Origin of the sequence: Sphingobium sp. MI1205 (genome assembly GCF_001563285.1) — a bacterium.
Classification (GTDB): domain Bacteria; phylum Pseudomonadota; class Alphaproteobacteria; order Sphingomonadales; family Sphingomonadaceae; genus Sphingobium.
The window spans coordinates 2,222,379-2,246,401 of sequence record NZ_CP005188.1 but is presented as its reverse complement, the minus strand read 5'-3'; the positions used below and the strand labels follow the sequence as shown (position 1 = coordinate 2,246,401).

The 24,023-nt window shown below is 63.9% G+C and carries 14 protein-coding genes; 9 read left to right on the top strand and 5 right to left on the bottom strand.

What is annotated here, in order from left to right:
• Nucleotides 1-410 precede the first annotated feature (410 nt).
• From K663_RS10825 to K663_RS10800, 6 genes are read left to right on the top strand one after another with little or no spacing between them, the layout of a single operon-like run.
• A complete protein-coding gene (locus K663_RS10825) occupies nt 411-8,264 on the top strand; it encodes a beta strand repeat-containing protein (protein ID WP_062117242.1) in 7,854 nt (2,617 codons plus the stop codon).
• Between the two features lie 52 nt (nt 8,265-8,316).
• Entirely contained in the window at nt 8,317-9,027 is a 711-nt protein-coding gene (locus K663_RS10820; RefSeq protein ID WP_235589427.1) for an OmpA family protein, read from the top strand.
• A gap of 14 nt (nt 9,028-9,041) precedes the next feature.
• A complete protein-coding gene (locus tag K663_RS10815; protein WP_062117238.1) occupies nt 9,042-10,436 on the top strand; it encodes a TolC family protein in 1,395 nt (464 codons plus the stop codon).
• A 54-nt stretch (nt 10,437-10,490) separates the two neighbouring features.
• Nucleotides 10,491-12,650, top strand: a complete 2,160-nt coding sequence (locus K663_RS10810; protein WP_062117235.1) for a type I secretion system permease/ATPase — start codon at nt 10,491-10,493, stop codon at nt 12,648-12,650.
• Entirely contained in the window at nt 12,647-13,633 is a 987-nt protein-coding gene (locus K663_RS10805; protein WP_235589426.1) for a cell wall hydrolase, read from the top strand. Before K663_RS10810 ends, K663_RS10805 begins: the two co-directional genes overlap by 4 nt.
• The gene (locus K663_RS10800) at nt 13,630-14,904 is read left to right on the top strand and encodes an HlyD family type I secretion periplasmic adaptor subunit (protein ID WP_062117232.1); all 1,275 of its coding nucleotides are present in this window, start codon (nt 13,630-13,632) and stop codon (nt 14,902-14,904) included. The genes K663_RS10805 and K663_RS10800 overlap by 4 nt, the downstream gene beginning before the upstream one ends.
• Nucleotides 14,905-14,913: 9 nt before the next feature.
• Here the strand turns inward: K663_RS10800 and K663_RS10795 are convergent, their stop codons facing one another.
• The 3 genes from K663_RS10795 to K663_RS10785 all read right to left on the bottom strand — a co-directional run bounded on the left by K663_RS10795 (nt 14,914) and on the right by K663_RS10785 (nt 18,787).
• Nucleotides 14,914-15,957, bottom strand: coding sequence for a transglutaminase-like cysteine peptidase (locus tag K663_RS10795; RefSeq protein WP_062120748.1), 1,044 nt, complete (start codon nt 15,955-15,957; stop codon nt 14,914-14,916).
• A gap of 79 nt (nt 15,958-16,036) precedes the next feature.
• The gene (parE, locus tag K663_RS10790; RefSeq protein ID WP_062120746.1) at nt 16,037-18,010 is read right to left on the bottom strand and encodes a DNA topoisomerase IV subunit B; all 1,974 of its coding nucleotides are present in this window, start codon (nt 18,008-18,010) and stop codon (nt 16,037-16,039) included.
• A gap of 90 nt (nt 18,011-18,100) precedes the next feature.
• Complete coding sequence (locus K663_RS10785; RefSeq protein ID WP_062117230.1) at nt 18,101-18,787, bottom strand: GcrA family cell cycle regulator; 687 nt, start codon at nt 18,785-18,787, stop codon at nt 18,101-18,103.
• A 115-nt stretch (nt 18,788-18,902) separates the two neighbouring features.
• Between K663_RS10785 and K663_RS10780 the strand changes: the two genes are divergently transcribed.
• Complete coding sequence (locus K663_RS10780) at nt 18,903-19,751, top strand: ABC transporter permease (RefSeq protein WP_062117226.1); 849 nt, start codon at nt 18,903-18,905, stop codon at nt 19,749-19,751.
• Nucleotides 19,752-19,761: 10 nt separating this feature from the next.
• On the opposite strand, the gene K663_RS25085 is transcribed toward K663_RS10780, so the two are convergent.
• Both K663_RS25085 and K663_RS10775 read right to left on the bottom strand, forming a co-directional pair.
• A complete protein-coding gene (locus K663_RS25085) occupies nt 19,762-19,887 on the bottom strand; it encodes a hypothetical protein (protein ID WP_256381924.1) in 126 nt (41 codons plus the stop codon).
• Nucleotides 19,887-21,206, bottom strand: coding sequence for a UDP-glucose dehydrogenase family protein (locus K663_RS10775; protein WP_062117222.1), 1,320 nt, complete (start codon nt 21,204-21,206; stop codon nt 19,887-19,889). The genes K663_RS25085 and K663_RS10775 overlap by 1 nt, the downstream gene beginning before the upstream one ends.
• Nucleotides 21,207-21,365: 159 nt before the next feature.
• Here K663_RS10775 and wecB point away from each other — a divergent pair, with 159 nt between their 5' ends.
• The gene (gene wecB / locus K663_RS10770) at nt 21,366-22,511 is read left to right on the top strand and encodes a non-hydrolyzing UDP-N-acetylglucosamine 2-epimerase (RefSeq protein ID WP_062117219.1); all 1,146 of its coding nucleotides are present in this window, start codon (nt 21,366-21,368) and stop codon (nt 22,509-22,511) included.
• Nucleotides 22,512-22,623: 112 nt separating this feature from the next.
• Entirely contained in the window at nt 22,624-23,919 is a 1,296-nt protein-coding gene (gene wecC / locus K663_RS10765; RefSeq protein ID WP_062117216.1) for a UDP-N-acetyl-D-mannosamine dehydrogenase, read from the top strand.
• Nucleotides 23,920-24,023: the final 104 nt, after the last annotated feature.

The window sequence follows — 24,023 nt, the reverse complement described above, 5'->3', positions numbered from 1 at the left end:
GATCCGAGTCGCGTCTCTGATGCTTTCAAGCGTTAACCTTGGTCAAGTCGAAGCTATAGTTCTGAAGATATAGTGTAAAAAAATAAGCTATATCCAAAGTAATAAATCATCGGTTATTTTTAAGCCGCTATAATATTAAAATGGTTAACAAAAGTCGAAATCAAGTGACTCCCCTAACTCCAACCTAATATGATGTTTCATCGGGTCAGAAATAAAAGACAAAAGGGTTAATCCGGGGCGGCAAAGGACTGGGAAGTCCTGCCGACGGGAGATTGCAGACAAGGGGCAATAGCTGATCCGCTAATGCCGTATGTCGAGGAAGAGCCATTTCGGACGCATGACAGCGTTCGGAAAGCGGTCTTCTGCGCGCTTCTTCGGTCCGTCCCCATGACGCAGGTTGGGATGGAAAGATGGATTTCGAGCGCGAATGGAATGTCGATGCCGCCGCTGACCGTCAGCAGGCGCCGGAGCCGGAGCTTGCTGCACTCGCTGCGCGGGTGAAAGGCGATCCCATTCAGCCGGGTTCAATGCGCACCGTAACGCCGGGCGCCGATGGCGTCATCGTGCTGCCTGCCGGAACCGACATCAACCAGATCGAAGTCGATGGCCGCAACCTGGTCGTGACGCTGCCGGACGGCACGCAGATGGTGATCCTGGACGGCGCGGTGGTCGTGCCCCGGATCGTCATCGGGGACGTTGAGATCCCGTCCGTCAACCTTGCCGCCCTATTGATCGGTGAAGAGCCGCAGCCCGCTGCTGGACCTGCGCGCAGTTCGGGCGGCAATTTCCTGGCCACCGATGGAGAGTTGGGCGATCCCTACGCTCTGGGCGACCTGCTGCCGCCCACCGAATTGTCGTTCACCCAGCCCGAAGAGCAAGAGATACTGCCGATCGCGCCGACCGAGGATGACGAGCCTGAGGTACAGATCGTCACGCCCGACCAGCCGGCTGGCGCCACCAACGCAACGGCTGTCGTAAGCGAAGCCGGTCTGCCCGCGCGGGGCGAGGAGCCTGCCGGTTCGGCAGCCGCTGGCGATAGCGAGCGCACCACTGGCACCATCGTCTTTTCTGCCAATGACGGGCCGTCTGTGGTCGCCATCGGCGGCGTAGCCGTGACGACTGTGGGCCAGACCTTCACGACGCCGTTGGGCGTCCTGACCATCACATCCATCGAAAGCGGATCGATCGGTTACAGTTACACGCTGAGCGACAATGTCGTCGGCGCGCCGCCAGCCGAGGTCTTTACCGTGACCGTCACTGACGCGGACGGGGATGAGGCAACGGCGACGCTGACCATCTCCATCACCGACGATGTTCCGCTTGCGGTCGATGACGCGGACAGCGCGACGGAGGACGGCCCGCTGGTCGCCGACGGCAATGTGCTGACCGGAGCGGGGGGCAGCGACGCCAACGACACGGATGGCGTCGCGGACGTCGAAGGCGCGGACGGCATAGCCAGCGTCACGACCGGCACTTTCGAGGGGACATACGGCACCCTGGTCCTGTCCGCAGGCGGCGGTTACCGGTATGAGCTGGCGAACGATAACCCGGCTGTCCAGTTCCTGACGCCTGGCCAGACGCTGACCGACAGCTTCAGCTATACGATCACGGATGCGGATGGTGACACATCGTCCGCGACGCTGACCATCACCATCAACGGCGCGGATGACGGCGTCACGATCACCGGCCTGACCGATGGGCCGGGCGCGAACGGCGCGGAACTGGTCGTCCTTGAAAACGATCTGGCCGATGGCAGCTCGCCCGATGCGGCGGCGCTGACCCAGGGCGGATCGTTCAGCGTAAGCGGCCCGGATGGCCTGACCACCGTCACTGTGGGCGGCGTGACGGTGCTGGCTGACGGCGCATTTGTCGCGGGGCAGGTGGTGACGACGCCGCTTGGCACGCTGACCATTACCGGTTTCACCGCGACCAGCCAGCAGGGCGGCGTGCCCACGGCGGGCAGCTTTACCTATAGCTTCGTGCTAGCCGACAACAGCCTGGATCATGGCGCTGCGGGCGCGGACAATCTGTTCGAGAGCTTTGCCGTGGTGGCGACCGACCGCAACGGATCGACGGCGGCGGGGGCGATCGACGTCCAGATCGTCGATGACCTGCCCGTGGCGCGGGCCGATGTAGATGGCGTGGCGGCGGGCACCTATGGTCCCGAAGGCGGCAATGTCATCAGTGGCGCGGGCACGGTATCCGGCGCGGCGGGAGCGGACACGCGCGGCGCGGATGGCGCGGTCGTGGCTGGCGTCGCGGCTGGAGCGGGCGGGGCAGCGCTGGTCAATGCCGAGACTGTCGGACAGGTCATTCAGGGCGCTTATGGCAAGCTGACGCTGAATGGCGATGGCAGCTACAGCTATGCGCGCGACGCAGGCACGCCGGGGGGCGTGAGCGACAGCTTCACCTACACGCTGCGCGACGGCGATGGCGACCTGAGCGCCGCCACACTTCGTATCGATATCGCAAACAGCGATGTGATGATCATTTCGATCCCGCGCATCGGCGAGGGTACGGTGGTCGATGAATCCGGCCTGGATGAAGGCGTCGGACCTGCGCCGGGATCGAACGCCGAGGCCGATGTCGAAACGACTTCGGGTGTCATCACCTATACCGCGCCTGACGCGCCCTCGACCGTGACGATCAACGACATTCCGGTTATCGAGGCGGGGCAGCGGATCGAAACGGACAAGGGCTATCTGGAGATCATCTCCATCAGCGAAGGCCGGATCGAATATAGCTATACGCTGACCGCCAACACCGACAATAGCGGTGGCGCGCCGGTCACCGACAGTTTCGAGGTGACGGTGACCGATGTCGATGGCGACAGCGCCACCGACACGCTGGTCATCACCATATTGGACGATCAACCGACCGCCTTGTCGGATGTTGATTTCGTCAAGGAAGATGGGCCGCTGGTCGCCGATGGCAATGTGCTGACGGGGTCGGGGGGTGGCGACTTGAACGCCACTGACGGCGTTGCTGACGTTCAGGGCGCCGATGGCGCGACCGTTACCGGCATTTCCTTCGGCGGAGCGGAAGGCGAGGTTGGTCAGCCTATCAAGGGCGTCTATGGCACCCTGCTGATCCAGGAAGGCGGCGGCTACGTCTATACGCTCGACAACGCCAATGGCGTCGTACAGGGCCTCGATTCCACCGAGACGCTGACCGAAACCTTTACCTACGTAATCACTGACGGCGACAATGACAGCGCGCAGGCGTCCTTGGTTATCACGATTGAGGGTAGCAACGACGGGGTGAGCATCAATGGCCTGAGCGGCCAGGGTGCGGAATTGACCGTGCGTGAAGATGATCTTCTGGACGGCACCTCCCCCGACGAGGGCGGGTTGACGCAGGCAGGCGAATTTACGCTGACCGCGCCTGACGGGGTTGCGACCATCACGGTCGGCGGCCAGACGATCTTTGCCAATGGATCTTTCGTTTCGGGCGTGGTCATCACCAACGCCTATGGCACGCTGACCATTGATAGCTTCACGCCCACGCCGGGCGCCGATGGCGATGTGATCGGCGGCACCGTTCATTACAGCTATGTGCTGAACGACAACACGCTGCTGCACACTGGCGCGGATGGGGCGAGCCTGACGAACAGCTTCCCGGTGGAAGTGACCGATAGCGACGGGTCGAAGGCCAACGCCAGCCTGGACGTTGCCGTGCTCGACGATGCGCCGCAAGCGCGCGACGATGCTGCGACCCAGCCGGCGGAAGATGCCGCGATGCTCATCAACGTCATCACGGGTGAGGGCACGACGACGGGCGCAGCCGGGGCTGACACGCTTGGCGCGGACGGCGTCAATCTGGCGGTTGGCGGGCAACTGGTCCTGACGAGCGGTCCTGCTCAGGGCACGGCGGTTTATCAGGGCAATGGCGTGTTCCTTTACACGCCGACAGCCGGTGCGACGGGTGAGGACCAGTTCACCTACACCATCACCGATGGCGACGGGGACAGTTCCACCGCGACCGTGACCATAGTGCTGGCGGGCGACTCTACGCCTGTCGTGCTGGTCAGCGACCTGACGGTGTCGGAAGCGGGCCTTCCCAACGGAACGCAGGCGGCGGGCGATAGCGAGACAGCGAGCGGGGCGATGACGATCACGACCGGCGGCGACACGCTGGCCAAGGTCGAGGTTCAGGGAAGCAATGGCTGGGTCGATGTGACCGGCGCGACGGTGGGATCGCCGGTGGTGGTTCAGGGCGCGGCTGGAACCTTGACGGTGACGTCGGACGGTCTTGGCCAGTATAGCTACAGCTATACGCTGACCGCCAACAATCCGGCGCATCCGGACAGCAACCCTTCCGATGGAGACGGCATCAGCGGTGCGGCCGACACATTGCCGGGCGACAGCTTTGCCGTCCGCGTGACGGACAGCGATGGCGATGTGTCGCCGTCCGCCAGCATTGATGTGACGGTGCAGGATGACGCGCCGATCCTGGCGGTCGATGGCGATACGACTGTGGTCGAAGGCGCGACGCTGAACGGCACCTGGTCGCAGACGATTGGGGCGGACCAGCCGGGTGCTTCGACGGTCGTGCTGGTGGGCGCGAACAGCTATGCGATCGGTACGCCGATCGACACGGGGCTGGGCACGCTGACGGTCAACGCCAACGGCACCTGGAGCTTTGTCTCCGACAATAATCTGAACAATGGGTTGAACCCGTCGGTCAGCTTCACCGTCAAGGTGACGGACGCTGACAATGACGTTGCGCAGGACACGCAGACCATCTCCATCACCGACGGAGCGGGGCCGTCCGCAGGCGCGCCGTTGAGCCTGCAGATGGACGACCAGAATCTGGCCGATGGCCGTACGCCGGGCGCGGATGATTTTGCTTCGGGCAAGATCAGCTTCACCGCCGGGTCGGACGCGCTGGGCTTTGCCTTTGCATCGAGCGTGGCGACATTGGGCGGCGGGCTGACGTGGAACCGGGTGTCCGACACGCTGATCGAGGGTTGGGACGGGCCGGTGGGCACCGGGACCAAGATCGTCGCGCTGACGCTGACGGCTTCGCCGCTGGCGGCCGGGCAGACCGGCGAGGTGACGGTCACCGCGACCCTGCTGAACAATTATGACAGCCACCCCACCTTTACCGCCGACGATGTGGCGGCGCTGGGGAATATCGCGGTCGTCGCCTCGGATCAGGATGGCGACAGCGCGTCGGTCGCGGTGACGCTGTCAGTGTCCGACGACATTCCTTCGCTGAGCGTTGATGGCCAGACCAGCGTGGTCGAAGGCGCGACGGCGAGCGGCACCTGGTCGCAGACGATTGGGGCGGACCAGCCGGGCGCTTCGACGGTCGTTCTGGTGGGGGCGAACAGCTATGCGGTCGGTACGCCGATCGATACGGGTCTGGGCACGCTGACGGTCAATGCCAACGGCACCTGGAGCTTTGTCTCCAACAACAACCTGAACAATGCGCTGAACCCGTCGGTCAGCTTCACCGTCAAGGTGACGGACGCGGACAATGACGTTGCGCAGGACACGCAGACCATCTCCGTCACCGATGGGGCGGGGCCGAGCGCGACGAAAAATGCAGCGGTCACGGTCGATGAAGAAGCGCTGAGCACCATAAATGCGCAGGGTACGAACCCGGCTTCGCCAGCCGAGGCGGGCAGCGATACCGTCAGTTTCCTGGCGGGATCGGACAACATCACCGGCGTGGCGTTCACGACGGTCGCGGGGATTACCGCCAATGTTGACGGGGTCGCGGGCGACGATATCGTGTGGACGCTGGACAGCCCCACCCAGATCACCGGCACGATTGGCGGGATCGCGGCGATCACGCTGACCCTCGTTCCGCCGGCGCTGCCTATCCTGGCCGGGGCATCGGGATCGGCGACCGTATCGGTCACGATCAGCGACAATTTCCCGCATCCCTTTGGCGGGACAGGCAATATCGTCATCAGTGGGATCACGGTGACGGCGGTCGATACGGATAATAGTATCGCATCGGCGACTGCGCAGGTCACGGTGATCGACGATGCGCCGATCGGCACGGCTCCGCTGGCGGTGAGCGTTACCAACAGCGCAAACCAGACGAGCAGTGCGTTCCTGGATGCCGATTTTGACGTCGATAATAATTATGGGGCGGATGGCGGGAAGATCATCTTCACCCAGGCTTCCATCGACACATTAATCGCGCGAGGGCTGACTTCGGGATCGCAGGCGTTGAGCTACGCGATTTCGCCCGACGGCTTGACGCTGACGGCCAGCAACACCGGCGGGTCGGTCTTTACCGTCCAGCTTCAGCCGACATCCTTTTCCGACAAATATGTCGTCACCATGCATCAACCGCTCGATTCACTGACTACGGTGGATTTCAATGGCGGTGGGTATGACTTTGTCGGTGGCAATGGCGCGTGGGCCGGCTTCTCGACAGCTGGTAACGACAACAGTAGGGACCTGCTGCTGACGCCAATGACCAGCGGCATTGACGGCGGCACGATGAACACCAACGCCTCTGAAGGCGGTGTCAGCGACGGCAACTCAGTGAAACTGGGCGAGGCCGTCCGGGTTGATTTCGTTGTTGATCTCACCGGGGCGCCGGAAGCGGGCAAGGATTACAGCGACCTCACCAACCAGAACCACGCTTTTGAAGCGCACTATAATGTGAACGGCGCTTCGGCCCTGTTCACATCAATCGGTAACAACAAGACCACCAGCGTCCGGCTCGTCGCGCGCGATGATGTCGATGCCGACAATGACATCGGTGACGGCGTCAAGGACACGATCAATGCCGTCGCTATCAGCTATAATGGTGAGACGAAGCAGGTCACCGTCGATGGTGCTGTCACGGTTGGCGGGCATGTGTTCAACGTCACGTTCAGCGGTCAGGAAGCGACCGTAACGAATGTGGTGGATAATACTCGCATTGGCGCGTTCACGGCGACCCAGTATAACAGCATCGAGTTCCACCATGCGGGTGGCGAGACGTTCAAGATCGGCGACTTCTTTGCAGCCGTTCAAACGACGCAGCCGGTCAACTTTACCATCCCCGTCACGATCATCGACGGCGACGGCGACAGTACGGCTAGCGGGAACCTGTCGATCACGGCGACCGCGCCAACATCGCCAGTGCCGCCGATCGCGCTCGACCTGGATGGCGACGGGCTGGAGTTTGTGGGTCTGTCGGCTGGCGTCCATCATGATTATGGCGCCGGGCTGGTCAATACGGCCTGGGTTTCGTCCGACGACGGGCTGCTCGCTCACGCAACGGGCGGGGGGTACGACATCGTCTTTGCCGACGACGCGCCGGGGGCCGCGAGCGACCTGGAAGGGTTGCGGCTGGCCTATGACAGCAATCGCGATGGGGTCTTCGACGCCAAGGACGCTGCCTTTGCCGAGTTCGGCATCTGGCAAGACGCCAACAGCAACGGGCGGGTCGACGCTGGCGAGTTCAGGTCGCTGACCGATGCGGAGATCGCCGCCATCGAATTGACGTCCGATGGCGCAAGCTATCAGGCCGCTGGCGGCGACGTCACGGTTCTGGGCGAGGCGAGCTATATCCGGGCCGATGGCACCAAGGGCACGGTCGGGGACGTCATGTTCGCGACTTCCAGCCTGAGCGAGGCGAGCAAGACGACGGAGACCAGCAGCAGCGCCTTCAATCAGGCACTGATCGCGGCCAGCCTGGTCGCGGTGGCGGGTGCGGTTGAAGCGGTCGAGCAGGAGCCGGCGCCGGTCGTTGCCGAACAGGATGCGCCGCTGGCCGACGCAATGCTGGCAAGCACGGCCCCGGTCGAGGCGGAAGCATCGTTGGAGGACAGCCAGTCCACATCGCTCGGCTCCACCGAAGATCCAGCCTTGCAGTCGGGCGACGAGCCTGTCGCGGACAGCAGCCATGGCGGGGACGAACCCGTGACGGATCATGCGACGCTGGCTGATGCCAGCGATGCGCCGGCTCCGCTGGAGGCCAGCGTCGAAACGGCGCAGCCCGATCTTGGCGATCATCAGGGGCTGCTGGCGCAGTCGATCGACCTGCCTGCATTCGACGGCAGCGCGGCACTGCTTGCGGTTGCGCAGAGCGCTGCCCCGACAAATGTCGCCGAGGTCGTCAGCGAAGCGCTGGGCGCGATCGGTGCACCGGATATCGACACGCTGCTGGCAGCGCTGCCGGGGGACATTGCGCCTGCGCTGTTCAATCCGATTGCGGCCGAACCGATCGACACCGGCCACATGGCGTTCGCGGCGTCCGTCTTCGACGCGGCCCTTGCCGCGCATGACGCGATGGCGGTGGCCCATGGCTGATCGGCGGACAGGCGAAAACACGAACTCTCGCGGGGATATAATGGGGAGATTGATGATGAAAAACGGGGTGGGAAGGATTGCCACTTTCGGCCTGCTGGTGGGGATGATGTCGAGCGCGGCCTGGGCCGCGCCTGCTTCGCCCCTCTTGCAGCTGGGCAAGGCGGAGCTGAACGATGCGCTGAGAAGCCGTTACGATACGGCGGTAGCGGCGAGCGGGGACGCCAGCCTGCGTGCGGCACAGGATAGCCGCTGGGTCTGGGCCGTCGAGGCCAAGAACCAGTGTGGCATCGCGATCGGCTTCATGAAATCCGGCACGAAGGATGCGGACAGCATCAACAAGTGCGACGAGTTTGTGGCGCGCCTCTCGGCATCGCCACCGCCGCCGGTGTCGGCCGCAGTTCCAGCCCCACCCGCGCTGGACTGTACCGCACCGGCGGTGTCCATCTTCTTCGACTGGAACATGGACACGCCGCTGCCCGAAGGGGCGGCGACGGTCGGTCAGCTGACGCAGTCTGCCGGTCAGTGCGGATGGACGCGTTTCGGCGTCACCGGTTACACCGACACGTCGGGCAGTACCCGTTACAATGACGGCCTGTCGCTTCGCCGCGCGCAGAATGTCGCCAGCCTGCTGGGTCAGGGCGGCATCGCCGCGGACGCCATCACGGTCAGCGGCCTGGGCGAGACCCAGTTGAAGATCGAAACGGCCGACGGCGTGCGCGAGCCGATGAATCGCCGCGTCGAAATCACGGCAAGCACGAATTGAAGGGGGAGGCGAACATGACATTCATGCGCAAGACATGCGGCAGCCTGATCGCCCTTTGTGTGGCGACAATGGCGGGAACGGCCTGGGCCCAGACAACGGACCTGAAAAGCGCGATCTCCGCGGCGATCGACAGCCATCCGGAAATCAACCAGGCGATCCAGAACAAGGAAGCCATCGAGTTTGAGCGTGAGCAGGCCAAGGGGCTTTACCTGCCGCGCGTGAGCATCGAGGCGTCGGCGGGCGTGCGGCGGCTGGAAAACGCCACGCGGCGCGCCATCGGCATTGAGGACCAGACGCTCTGGCCGCTCGAAGCCGGACTGGTCGCGGAGCAGACGATCTGGGATTCGGGCTATCGCAGTGCCGAAAAGCGGCGTCAGGCTGCCCGGATCGACGGCGCGGCGTTGCGCGTCGGGGAGCGGTCTCAATTCGTGGCGCTGAACGTCACGCGCCAGTATCTTGACTATATGCTCCAGCAGCGGGTGGTCGCGGCGGCGGAGGACAATATCGCCTTCCACCGCAAGCTGCTCGGCGACCTGGGCGAAGGCGTGAGCCAGGGTTCTATCAGCATCGCCGACCAGCAGCAGGCCGAGGAACGGTTGCAGGCCGCGCTCGTCCGCAAGAGCGAGGCGGAGCAGGACCTGACCAATGCGGCGATCAGCTTTCGCACGCTGACCGGCCTGTCGATCGATCAGGTCAGCATGCCCGATCCGGTGACGAGCGCCGTGCCGCCGACACTGGAGGAGGCCATCGGAGCTGCGCGCACGCATAACCCGCTGATCCGGGAGGCCGAGGCCGATATTCAGGCCGCCCGGGCGGTCGTGGATGAAGCCCAGTCCGAACTCGGCCCGACGGTGACGCTAGAAGGGCGTGGACGTGTCGGCGAGGACGTCGATGGCTTCAAGGGCAGCACCAATGATGTGCAGGGCCGCGTGGTCATGCGCTGGCAGCTGTTCAACGGCGGCATCAACCGCGCGAAGGTGCAGGAAATGACCCGCCGGGCGAGCGAGGCGCGTTTCCGCCTGAGCCAGCGCCAGCGCGAGGCGGAGGAGGATGTCCGCACCGCATGGAACCGCTGGGACACGGAAAAGAAGCGTCTGGCTGACCTGTCGCGGCAGGGCACCGTGTCGGATTCGCTGCTGGTATCCTATCGCGAGCAGTTCAATGTCGGACGGCGTTCGCTGCTGGACGTACTGGACAGCCAGAACACGCGTTTCAACACGCAGGTTCGCAGCGAAACGGCGCGATTCTCGGAAATTTTCGCGCAATATCAGATCCTGGCCGCGACCAACCAGCTGCTCGATACGCTGGGAATCGCGCAGCCTTCGGGTGCGGATCCCTATGCGCGGAAGAAATATGATGTGCCGGATCTGCCGCCCGCCGAATTGCAGCGGCGGCGCTATCCGGGCTGAGTTTCCATCTTTGGGGTCACTCCGGCGTGGAGCCAGGGTGGCGCGGGGTAAGCAATGTTGGAACGAAGCACAGTCAGCTTGGCCGAATGGCTGAGCCATGAAGGCGCGCCCGGCGACGAGCTGGCCGACTGCATCGCCCATGTGGCGCGGCATTTCGACCGTTCGCCGGGGATCGTCAGCCTGCGCGCGGGGCTGGCGGTCGATGAATCGGGGCGCTTGCCCTTTCACCAGGCGGAATCGGCGCTCGACCAGATCGGCCTGCTGACCGATCACGTCCGGGGCAGGCTGGACAAATGGCGGCCGGGTAACCTGCCCGCCATCCTGCCGTTGCGGAACAGTCGTTTCCTGCTGCTGCTCGATGTGCGGCAGGGGGACGCGCTGGTGCAGTTGCCCCATGCGAGCGAGCCGGTATGGGCGCCGATCAGCGACCTGGCGGGACATTTCACCGGCGAAGCGCTGGTGGTCATGGCTGATCACGGGCGTGAACGCGCCGAGGAACGGCCCTGGGACCAGCGGGCGCGGCAGCACTGGTTCTGGCGCGAGGTGTGGCGGACGCGGGGCGCGTTCGGCTATGTCATGCTCGCCGCCGCGATCATCAACTTGCTCGCCTTCGCGCTGCCGCTGTTCACGATGAACGTCTATGACCGGATCATCCCGAACAAGGCTGCGTCCAGCCTTTGGGTGCTGGGCGCGGGCGTGATATTGGCCTTTGCCCTCGACTTCGCGTTGCGGCTGGCCCGCGCGCGGCTGGTCGATGAGGCGGGGCGCGAGATTGACGAGCGCCTGTCGCAACGATTGTTCGAAAAGGTGATGAACGTCCCGCTCGCCAGCCGCGCGGGCAGCACCGGGGCGCTGGCGCGGCGCGTTTCCGAATTTGAATCGGTGCGTGAGTTCTTTACCTCGACTACCGTCGTCCTGGCGATTGACGTGCTGTTTCTGTTCTTCTTTGTCGCAATCATCGCACTTTTGGGGGGCTGGCTGGCCATCGTACCGGTCGTCATGATGGGGGTCATGGCGAGTGCGGGATTTTTCCTGCAACGGTCGATGGCCCGCTTGTCGCGTGATGCACAGGCGGACGCCAGCCTGCAAAGCGCGGCGCTGGTCGAAGCGATCGGCGGCATCGAGACGCTGAAGGCGTGCCGGGCGGAAGGGCGCATGCTGGAACGCTGGCGCCGTTATGCGCGGATGAGCGCCGCGACGCAGGAACAGCTGCGGCGGTTGAGTTCGACCAGCGTCACGCTGGCGGCGCTGTGCCAGCAGGTTACGAGCATCGCGCTGGTGATCGGCGGTTTCTACATGTTCGCGGCGGGCGATATTTCGATGGGCGCGATCATCGCCATCGTCATGCTGGCCGGGCGTTCGCTTGCGCCGGTGGGGCAGCTTGCCTTTGTGATCGTGCGGGCGCGGCAGGCCATCACGACGCTGGGCAGCCTGCAAACCCTGATCGACCAGCCCGATGAGCGGCTGGACGGCGCGCGCGGCATCATCCCCAAGATCCGCAAGGGAGCGATCGTCGCCAAGGATCTGGAGTTTTCCTATCCCGGCGCAAGTCAGCCGAGCCTGCGTGGCATCAACCTGCGGGTCGAGCCAGGCGAGCGTATCGGCATTATCGGTCGGGTGGCGTCGGGCAAATCGACGCTGGGCAGGGTGATCTGCGGCCTTTATCCGCCGACTGGTGGCCTGCTGACCATCGATGAGATCGACAGCCGCCAATATCATCCGCACGAGTTGCGCTCCGCCTTTCGCTATGTCGGTCAGGACGCCGAGCTGTTCAGCGGGTCGGTTCGCGAAAACCTGCTGCTGGGCGGGCGCGAGGCGGATGACGACAAGCTGCTGGAGGCGCTGGAGCGTTCGGGGGCGTCGCGCTTCTTCGGGCGCGATGCGGCGGGCTTCGACCTGCATATCGGCGAGCGGGGCAATCGGCTGTCTGGTGGACAGAGGAGCTTCCTGGTGCTGGCGCGGGCGTTGGTCGAACCGGCCAAGCTGCTGTTCCTGGACGAGCCGACCGGGGCGATGGACAACCAGACCGAAAATCTGTTCATCGACCATCTGGAAAAGGCGCTGGAGCCGGAACAGACGCTGATCGTATCCACGCATCGCCATGCACTGCTGCGAATTGTCGATCGGCTGATCGTCATAGATCAGGGCGTCGTGCTGGCAGACGGACCGCGTGACGAGATTATCGGTCAGTTGCAACGCGGGGCGGGGCAATGAGCGCGCTGGTCCGCAGCGTCGGTTTTGCAGCGCCGGTTGCGCTGGCGGTGGCCATGGCGGCTTTCTGGCATGCGGAGCCGCCGCACCCGGCGATGCAGGCGAAGATCGTCGAGGCCGCTCCGACGATCCCGCGTCAATATGTGGCGCTGGTCGCGATGACCGAGCGCGCCGATGCGGTGTCGGAGGGTGAGAAGGCGCGGGAGGAAAATCAGCGTCTTGGCTTTGCCAATGGAGGGATGGCGGTGGCCAAGCCCTTCCGCGCCGTGGGGCAAGCGGGCGAGGACCATGATCGCGCCCTGCAATGCCTGACGCAGGCCATCTATTATGAAGCGGCCCGTGAGCCGGAGGGCGGCCAGCGCGCCGTTGCCCAGGTGGTGTTGAACCGCGTGCGCCACCCCGCCTTTGCCAAGACGGTGTGCGGCGTTGTCTATCAGCGGTTCGACGCTGCGGTTTGCCAGTTCAGCTTCGTATGCGACGGATCGCTCGCGCGGCGGCCCTTGCCTGCCCTGTGGGACCGGGCGAAGCGGATCGCGTCGGACGCGCTGGCCGGACGGGTGGAAAAAAATGTCGGGACAGCCACCCATTATCATGCCGATTATGTGTTTCCCCGCTGGGCGCCGCATCTGGGCAAGCTGGCGCAGATCGGTGCGCATATCTTCTACCGCTGGCCCGGCAGCTGGGGGCTGCCGGGGGCGTTTAACGGGCGATATGCCGGTGGAGAGCATATACCGGCGTTTGATGCGTCGCGCCTGGCCGCTGCGGCAGAGCCTGTGATGGACTATCCCCCGGTGGCGGCATTGCCGGAACGGCGGGCGGCCAATGATGTGGGCGGACGGATGGACCCCAGCAAGGGCTGGAAACTGTCCATCGCCGATCCGTCGCCAAGCGGCGGCGCATTGGGCGACATGCTGGCCCGGCAGCAAAAGGCCGCGCTCATCGCGCTGGCCGCCGACGATCATAATTTCCAAGGGGTGCAACCATGATGTCGCGCTGGATCAGCTGGCTGCGAGGGCAACCGGGCAACAAGCAGGTCATATTGTACAGCGGGGGCGGCATGCTGGCTTTTCTGCTGTGGGCCAGCCTGGCGCCGGTGGATGAGGTAACGCGCGGGCAAGGGCGGGTGATCCCGTCCAGCAAGGCGCAGGTCATTCAGTCGGCCGAACCCACGACGATCGAGGAAATACTGGTTCGATCCGGGCAGAAGGTGAGCAAGGGGCAGCTTCTGGTGCGGCTGGACGACGCCATGCTGGCGTCGGAACTGGGGCAGATTCAGGCGGAGACGCGGTCGCTGACGGCGCGGGCCGGGCGGCTGGAGAAGGAAGGCATGGGGGAGGGCGCTGCCTGTACGAGCGGTGGCCCCGAATGCCAGCAGGAGCAGGCGCTCGCCGCCGTCCGGCAGTCGGCGCTGCAGAGCAAGCAGGACGCCATGTCGGCGCAGGTCGAGCAGCGCCGCCGGGAACTCGGCGAAGCGCAGGCGACGATCGCGAGCCTTTCGGGAAGCGTCCAACTATCCCGGCAGCGCGTCGCGATGCTGGAGCCGCTGGCCGCCAAGTCGATCATTCCACAGACTGAATTGCTCGATGCCCGGCGCGAGCTGGTGGATGCGCAGGGGCGATTGAACGCCGCGCAACAGCAGGCTTCGCGCGCTTCGGCGGCGATCCGCGAAGCGCAGGCGCAATTGTCCGAAGCCAATTTCCAGTTCAGGCAGGATGCGTTGAACGAACGCAGCCAGCTGGAAGCGAAGATAGCGGTGAACAGCGAATCGCTTCGCGGGGCGAAGGGCCGGGCGCAGCGGGCGGAAATCCGATCCCCGGTCGATGGCGTGGTCAACGACGTGCAGGTGACGACCATTGGTGGTTTCGTGAGCCCTGGCCAGAAGATCATGCAGGTTGTCCCGGTGGGTGACAAGCTGCTGGTCGAAGCGCGGGTGAAGCCCAATGACATCGCCTTCATCAAGACCGGCGACCGCGCGGTGGTGAAGGTGACGGCTTATGATTTCTCCATCTACGGCGGGCTGACCGGTACGGTGCAGCAGGTGGCGGCGGACAGCGTCTATGACGAAACGACGCGGGAAGCCTATTTCACGGTGGTCGTGGAGACGGATCGCGCTTGGCTGGGCACTGGTGCGCACAAGCTGCCGATCACGCCGGGCATGGTGTGCGATGTGGAGATCATCACCGGCCGCAAGTCAGTTCTGGCCTATCTGCTCAAACCGATCATGAAGGCCCGGTCGGAGGCGCTGCGGGAACGGTGAGCGTCGGCGCTATCGCGCGGCGAACTGCACCGGTTGCGGCGTGGTCACGCGATAGCCATGGGTCCAGCGGCCATAGGCGTTGAAGCTCATGATGGGCCGGTAGTCGCTGACTTGCGACGAGGGCAACACTTTGTCGGTCATATTGTCGAGGATCATCAGGGCGCTGTCGATCCGCACCGCCAATACGGCATGGTCGGCCTGCCGCACCAGGTCGCGGGCGATGACGAGGAACATGGCGCGGCGGTCGAACCCGGCGGCCTCAAGCAGCTTCATCTTGGCGATGGCGTAATCCTCGCAATCGCCGGAGCCGCGAAGCAGGGATTGGCTGGCCGGCGCCCAGCTGTCGCCGCCATTGCGATCGTCGGTGAAGCGCAGCCGTTGATTGACCCAGCGGTTGATCATTTCGACCTGCTGCTGCGGCCCCGCGGCCCGCGCGGCATGAAGCATGTTGCTCCACAGCCCCCTGCCATTGAGCGGTTGGACTATGGATGCCCATTTGGCGTCGAGCGTCGTGCGTCCGATGGGCAGGGCGACTGAGCCGAAAATGTCAGGCTGGCCGAGGCGCGGCGCAGGCTGAAGCGGGGCCTGAGCGGCACGCGTTTGCATGACAAATGCGCTGGTTTCCGGCGCAGGCGCAGGCGTGAAGCCGCGCATGAAGGCCGGGGTCAGTTCCGGCTGGCGATAATCCAGCCCGTTGGTGGCCACGGAAAGCTGAACGCCCTGCAACTGCCAGCCAGGCAGCTTGCCCATGAAGTCGCCCATGCGGCGGCTGTTGACGATGGCCGTCGGCAGCGGGGATGCTGGCGCCCAGTCGCTGCTGACCGTGCCGCCCTGCTGTGCGCTGATCGCGGCAAGGCGGCTCATGCCTCCCGCAAGAAGATTGGCCGAAATGCGGTCGGCCGGAGAATAGGCCACGCGACCTTGCCCGCCATAGGGGGCCGAGGACGGCGCGAGGGGCGCCTGCGCGGTCGCATGACCGCTCGATCCTGCCAGCAGCAGCGCCGGAATGGCGCGCAAGGCAGTGGAGCGAAGGGACGGGACGAAGCCTGACATGCTTCGCACCATCACAAAGAAGATTGAACATAGAGTGCGCCGCGCTGGTTAACGCGGCGCTAGGCATTAATGGCCGGTTTCAGGCGTCAATCGCCTCTTCGTCCACCGTTGCGGCATTTTCCTGGATGAAGGCGAAGCGGTGGGCAGGATTGGTCCCCATCAGCCGATCGACCAGTTCGCGCACCTGCTGCCGGTCCTCAATATCGTCGGGCAGGGTGATGCGAATAAGGCCGCGCGTCTTGGGGTCCATGGTCGTTTCGCGCAGCTGCATCGGGTTCATCTCTCCCAGCCCCTTGAAGCGGCTGATATCGACCTTCTTGCCCTTGAACTCGGTACGCAGCAGTTCCTCGCGATGGGCGTCATCCTTGGCGTAGAGGCTCTTGCCCCCTGCCGTCAGGCGGTAGAGCGGCGGTTGGGCGAGGTAGAGATGCCCGCGCCGCACCAGTTCCGTCATTTCCTGGAAGAAGAAAGTCATGAGTAGTGTCGCGATATGCGCGCCGTCGACGTCAGCATCGGTCATGATGACGATGCGTTCGTAGCGCAGATTGTCGGGATTGCAGTCCTTGCGCGTGCCGCAGCCCAGCGCCAGGATCATGTCCGCGATTTCCTGGTTGGCGAGGATCTTCGCATTATTGGCCGACGCGACGTTCAATATCTTGCCGCGCAGGGGCAGGATCGCCTGCGTCTTGCGATCGCGCGCCTGCTTGGCCGATCCGCCTGCCGAATCGCCTTCGACCAGGAAGATTTCCGTGCCGTCGGGATCGTCGGTCGAACAGTCGGTGAGCTTGCCGGGCAGGCGGAGCTTGCGCGCGCTGGTCGCTGTCTTGCGCTTGACCTCTTTTTCGGCCTTGCGCTTCAGCCGCTCGTCCATGCGGTCGATGACATAGGCGAGCAGCGCCTTGCCCCGTTCCATATGGTCGGACAGGAAATGGTCGAAATGGTCGCGCACGGCATTTTCCACCAGGCGTGCGGCCTCTGGACTGGTCAGACGGTCCTTGGTCTGGCTTTGGAATTGCGGGTCGCGGATAAAGACCGACAGCATGATTTCCGACGATGTCACGATGTCGTCGGCGGTAATATCCTTCGCCTTCTTGTTGCCGACCAGATCGGCAAATGCGCGGATGCCCTTTACCAGCGCGGCGCGGACGCCGGTTTCATGGGTGCCGCCGTCGGGCGTCGGAATGGTGTTGCAGTACCAGCTATAGCTGCCATCCGACCAGAGCGGCCAGGCGATCGCCCATTCCACGCGGCCTGCCGTATCGGGAAAGTCCTGGCTGCCGGAAAAGAAGGCGCTGGTGGCGCATTCGCGCGATCCGATCTGTTCCTTCAGATGGTCGGCAAGGCCGCCGGGGAATTGGAACACGGCTTCAGCGGGCGTGTCGTCGCTGATGAGTTCGGGCGCGCACTTCCAGCGGATCTCAACGCCTGCGAACAGATAGGCCTTGGACCGGGCGAGGCGGTAGAGTCGCGCGGGCTTGAACTTCTGCTCGCCGAAAATTTCATGGTCGGGGATGAAGCTGACCGATGTGCCGCGCCGGTTGGGCGCCGCGCCGACCTTTTCAAGGCCGCTGGTCGGAAGGCCCTGGGAGAAGCTCTGGCGGAACAATTCCTTGTTGATGGCGACTTCGACCACGGTCACCACCGACAGCGCGTTCACAACGCTGATGCCAACGCCGTGGAGGCCGCCCGACGTAGCATATGCCTTGTCAGTGAACTTGCCGCCTGAATGGAGGGTGGTGAGGATCACCTCCAGCGCCGACTTGTCAGGAAATTTGGGGTGCAGCCCGACCGGAATGCCACGGCCATTGTCGGTGATGGTCAGCTTGTTGCCGGGTTCCAGCAAGACCTCGATCCGCGTCGCGTGGCCCGCGACCGCTTCGTCCATGCTGTTGTCGAGCACTTCGCTGGCCAGGTGGTGCAGCGCCCGTTCGTCCGTGCCGCCGATATACATGCCGGGGCGGCGGCGCACCGGTTCCAGCCCTTCCAGGACTTCGATGGACGATGCGTCATAACCGGAGGAAGAAAGGGGCTGGCTCGCGAACAGATCGGACATGCGCACAAGCTATAAGGGGGTGCGCGGCTGGCGCAAGAAGAAGGGGCCGGTTCCTTGGCGAAACCGGCCCCTTTCAATGCCTGATTGCGATTAGCGGACGCGCGGGCCGCCAAAGGGCAGTGGGGGCGGCGGACGCCGGGTGCCTCGCGGCAACTGGGCCTGATAGGCGCGGCCGCAATGTTCGACGCAATAGGGGAAGCCGGGGTTCACCGCCTGGCCGCAGAAGTGGAAGTCGGGTTCGCCCGGATGGCCCATCGGCCATTTGCAGATCCGTTCCGTCAGGTCGAGCAGCGTCGTCTTGCCCGCGATTTCCGGGCTGGGCTTTGCGGGCACCAGGCGGCGTGGCGGGGCGGGAGGGATTGGCGCCTGCTGGTCGCCAGGACCCTGGCGCAGGAAGCCGCCAGGCCCAACCGAAATGATGCGCGGCTGAGGGGCGGGGGGCGGGGCATCCGCTGCGGGAGCGGAGGCTGACGGAGAGATCGCCGCCACCGTCACCGGTGTAGGGTGGCGCACAGGCGCAGGGGTGCTGTGCTGAATCGGCGCGGGTTTGGGCGTTTCCGTTTCAACGGCAGGCGCGGGTTTGCGCACCGGCGCCGCCTTTTTGGGTGCCTCGTTAGCCTTTACAGGTGAGGGACGCGATTGCAGGCCAAGGCGGTGCGCCTTGCCGATAACCGCGTTACGGCTGACCCCGCCCAGCTCTTCTGCGATCTGGCTGGCGGTCAGGCCTTTTTCCCACATTGCCTTGAGCTGGTCGATACGCTCGTCGGTCCAGGACAATGAATGACTCCTCGAATTTCCAATTTCGCGCCCTATATGGGGCGCGCCTGCCCAGGTTAAAACCCGTGCACAACGCCCTTGCGGCACATCCGACCAGCCGATAGTCGATCACAGCATGAACGACCAGTCCCAATTTGCACCTTCTTCCCCGGCCCATCCCCCTTTTCACGAGCCGGGCGAGCTTGTCATCCGCAACGTCAACTGGGCGGGGACGCGCGCGCTGTACTTGAAGGAAGTGCGGCGTTTCATGAAAGTGCAGCTTCAGACGATCTGGGCGCCCGCGGTCACGACTCTGATGTTTCTAGTCATCTTCTCGCTCGCGCTGGGCGGAGCGAACCGGCAGGTGTTGGGTGTGCCCTTTGCCGATTTCATCGCGCCGGGCCTGATGATCATGGGCATGATGAACAATGCGTTCGCCAATAGCAGCTTTTCCCTGCTGGCGGGCAAGATGCAGGGAACGCTGATCGACTATCTGATGCCGCCTCTGTCAAACGGCGAACTATTGCTGGCGCTGGTGGGTGCGGCGGTGACGCGCGCCTTGTGCGTCGGGCTGGCGCTCTGGGGCGCGATGGCGCTGTGGCCGGGCGTCCATGTAACGCCTGCGCATCCGTGGGCGATTGCCTGGTTCGGCCTGATGGGGGCGGCGCTGACGGCCTTTATCGGCGTGCTGACGTCGATCTGGGCGGAAAAGTTCGATCATGCCGCCGCCATCACCAATTTCGTGATCGGGCCGATGACGTTGCTGTCAGGCACCTTCTATTCGATCGACAGGCTGGCGCCCGTGTTTCAGACGATCAGCCATGCCAACCCCTTTTTCTATGCCATTTCCGGCTTTCGCTATGGTTTCGTTGCGGCGGCGGACGGCGACGTCATGGTTGGCAGCGTGGTGTTGCTGGTGCTGAACGTCGCGCTGGGAGTGCTTTGCTACACGCTGCTTAAGCGTGGGTGGAAGCTGAAGGCCTGAGGGCAAAAACTCAGATCAGGCCTGCCATCACCGGAGCGATCTGCGTGGCCAGAAATAGCAGGCCCGCCGCGATCATCCAATGGTGCAGGCGGGGAAAGACGGGGTGGTCCCGTCCTTCCTCCGGCAAGCTGGCCATCAGGCGTCTACGCCTTTGCCACCCACGCGCGTAAGCGAGAAGCCTGCGGCTTCCGCCTCGCTACGCGGATAGATGTTGCGCAGATCGATCAGCACGGGCTTGTTCATCGACGCGGCGAGGCGTTTTAGGTCGAGCGCGCGGAAAATGTCCCATTCGGTGACCAGCACCAGCGCGTCGGCTCCTGCCGCAGCCTCATATGCGTCCTTCACCATCGTGACGCTGGACATCATTGGCTTGGCGACGTCCATGCCCTCGGGATCATAGGCGACGATCCTTGCACCCGCGTCCTCCAGCGCCTGAACGATGGCAAGGCTTGGCGCGTCGCGCATGTCGTCGGTATTGGGTTTGAAGGTGAGCCCGAGCAGCGCCACCGTCCTGCCGCGGGCGTCGCCGCCCAGCGCCTTCACGATCTTGCGGCCCATGGCCCGCTTGCGCAGGTCATTCACCTGCACGACCGTTTCGACGATGCGAATCGGCGTGTCGAAATCCTGCCCCGTCTTGACCAGCGCCAGCGTATCCTTGGGGAAGCAGGAACCGCCATAGCCGGGCCCGGCGTGGAGGAATTTGCTGCCGATCCGGTTGTCGAGGCCGATGCCGCGCGACACATCCTGGACTTCCGCGCCGACCGCTTCGCACAGGTCCGCCATTTCGTTGATGAAGGTGATCTTCGTCGCGAGGAAGGCGTTGGCGGCATATTTGATCAGTTCGGCCGTGCGGCGGCCGGTGAACATGACAGGCGCCTGATTGAGGTTCAGCGGGCGATAAACCTGCGACATGACGGCGTTCGCCCGTTCATTGCCTGTGGTGCCGACGACAACGCGGTCGGGCCGCTTGAAATCGCCGATGGCAGCGCCTTCGCGCAGAAATTCGGGGTTGGATACCACCTGAATGTCGAGGTCCGGGCGCACTTCGCGAACGATGCGCTCTACCTCGTCGCCGGTGCCGACCGGGACCGTGGACTTGGTGACGATGACGGTCGGTCCGTCCACCGCCTCTGCGATTTCGCGCGCTGCGGCGTAAACATAGCTGAGGTCAGCATGGCCATCGCCACGGCGCGACGGCGTGCCCACCGCGATGAAGATGGCGTCCGCGCCCTTGACCCCTGCGGCAAGATCCGTCGTGAAGGTCAGCCGGCCGGCTGCGGCATTGTTTGCGACCAATTGGTCAAGACCGGGTTCAAAGATCGGCATGCGGCCGGATTCGATCGCGTCGATCTTTCCCGCATCCTTGTCCACGCAACAGACATCATGGCCGAAATCGGCAAAGCAGGCACCCGAAACCAGGCCGACATATCCCGTGCCGATCATCGTGATCTTCATAAAACTACCCGCAGCCTCGTTGAAAAATAAAAGGGTGACCGCGCCCTAGCATAGGTCATCGCGCCTGCGAAAGCGTGCGTCGGAATTACTCCATGTTCAGCGGATGGTTACGATTTGCTGGCAGGGATTAGCCTTAATCGCTCGCACAAAGGGACAAAGATGAAAGTTGCGGTGGTATTCGGGACTCGTCCCGAAGCGATCAAGCTGTTTCCGGTTATCCATGCGCTAAGGACGCGCGAACAGATCAATGCGCGCGTCATTGTAACGGCGCAGCATCGCGGATTGTTGGACCAGGTGCTGGAAATCGCAGGCATCAAGCCGGACATCGACCTGAACGCGATGATGCCCAACCAGACGCTCGACGGGCTGACAGCCAAGCTGATCGTCGAGCTGGGCAAGGCATTCGATGTGGAAAAGCCCGATCGCGTGCTGGTGCATGGTGACACGTTGACCACCATGGTCGCCAGCCTGGCCGCCTATTACCGCCAGATCCCGGTTGCCCATGTCGAGGCGGGCTTGCGGAGCGGGGACATCTATCACCCCTGGCCAGAAGAGGTGAACCGCCGCGTCGTCGCCTGCATCGCGGACATGAATTTTGCCCCAACCCAAGCGGCGGCTGATGCGCTTCTGCGGGAAAATCGGGACGCCAGGAGCATCCACGTTACCGGCAACACGGTCATCGATGCGCTGCTGGCGACGCGCGAACGAATTGTGGCCATGCCCTCGCTGGCGCAGGGACTGGATGATCTGGCGGCGCGCTTTGGGGGCAGGCGGATCGTTGCCGTCACCAGCCACAGGCGCGAGAATTTTGGTGGCGGCATGGAGGCGATCGCCCGATCCATAGCCGATATTGCAGCGCGGCCTGACGTCGCGGTGATATTCCCGGTCCATCCCAATCCCAATGTGCGCCCGGTCATGGAAGCCGTGCTGGGCGAGCTGCCCAATGTGGCGATGATCGAACCGCTCGATTATCCGCATTTCGTGCGATTGCTGGATATTTGCCATCTGGTGCTGACCGACAGCGGCGGAGTTCAGGAGGAGGCGCCTTCGCTGGGCAAGCCTGTGCTGGTCATGCGGGAGACGACGGAACGGCCCGAAGGCGTCAGTGCGGGCACTGCGAAGCTGGTCGGCACGGATCGCGCGCGGATCGTGCGGGAAGTGCTGGCGCTGCTGGACGATGAGGCCGCCTATGCCGCGATGGCGCGGGCGCATAATCCCTTTGGCGATGGCCATGCGGCGGAGAGGATAGCTGCGGTGATCGCCGCCGATCGGGCAAGCGCGGAAGGGCTGGAGGAAGCGGCCTGACCGCGCATCCAGGCTTTGACCGTACTGACGGGTGCAAACGGCGTTGTTACCGAAATCTTCAGCATTTTCCCGCAGAAACCGGTGACAATTCATCGGCTTCCAGGATCATAGCATGCCCATCGACAAGCAGCAGAAGGTTTCCGTCATTGGCCTTGGCTATATCGGCTTGCCGACCGCCGCCCTGATCGCGCGGGGCGGGGCGCAGGTTGTCGGCGTGGATGTCAGCGGCCATGTGGTCGAGACCGTCAATTCGGGCCGTGTCCATATCGAGGAAGTCGACCTGGACGGCCTGGTGCAGGGCGTGGTGGCGCGCGGCAATCTGCGCGCCAGCCTGACGGTCGAGCCGAGCGACGTGTTCATCATCGCCGTGCCCACTCCGGTTTCGGAAGATCGCGCGCCCGACATTTCCCATGTGCTGAAAGCCGCACGCACGGTCGCTGAAGTGTTGAAGGCGGGCGATACCGTCATTTTGGAGTCCACCTCTCCCGTCGGCACCACCGAAGCCATGCGTGACCTGTTCGCGCAGCTTCGCCCGGACCTGAAGATGCCGGGGCAGGGCGGGGCGGGGGACGTCGCCATCGCCTATTGCCCGGAGCGCGTTCTGCCCGGCCGCATTCTGGTCGAACTGATCGACAATGACCGCTGCATCGGCGGCATCACGCCGCGCTGCGCGCGCAAGGCGCTTGCCTTTTACCGCCAGTTCGTGCGGGGCGCGTGCATCACCACCAGCGCCCGAGCAGCGGAGATGGTGAAGCTGGTCGAAAACAGTTTCCGCGACGTCAACATCGCCTTTGCCAACGAGCTATCCGTGATCGCCGAGGGCATGGATATCGATGTGTGGGAGGTTATTCGTCTCGCTAACCGTCATCCGCGCGTCAACATCCTGTCGCCCGGTCCCGGTGTCGGTGGGCATTGCATCGCGGTGGATCCATGGTTCATCGTCCATGGCGATCCGGAAAATAGCCGCCTTATCCGCACAGCGCGCGAGGTCAATGACGCCAAGACCGATCATGTCGTCGCCAAGGCGTCGGACATGATCGACGAATATCCGGGCGAGGACATTGCCTGCCTTGGTCTCGCCTTCAAGGCGAACATCGATGATTTTCGGGAGAGTCCGGCGGTGAAGGTCGCAGCCCGGCTCGCACGCCGCTACGGCCGCCGCGTCAAGCTGGTGGAACCCTATGCCCATGACTTGCCGATGGAATTTGCGGGCACCGGCGCGGCATTGATGGATCTCGATACGGCTCTGGAACAATGTGGTGTTTTTGTCATTCTAGTCGATCATGACATGTTCACATCAGTCCCGGTGGACGAGCGCGTTGGCAAGGCCGTCTATGATACGCGCGGTGTCTGGCCCGACCAGCCGCGCCGTCTGGCGCACGATCAGCCGGGGCGTATCGCGGTCTGATCGAGGGGGTTGGCATTTCAAACTGCCCAACCCGCGGTTGCCATGACCTTTCTGTCTCGTTAACCCCGCGCAAGCCATCCGCCATTTGGCGAATAGCCCGTAAA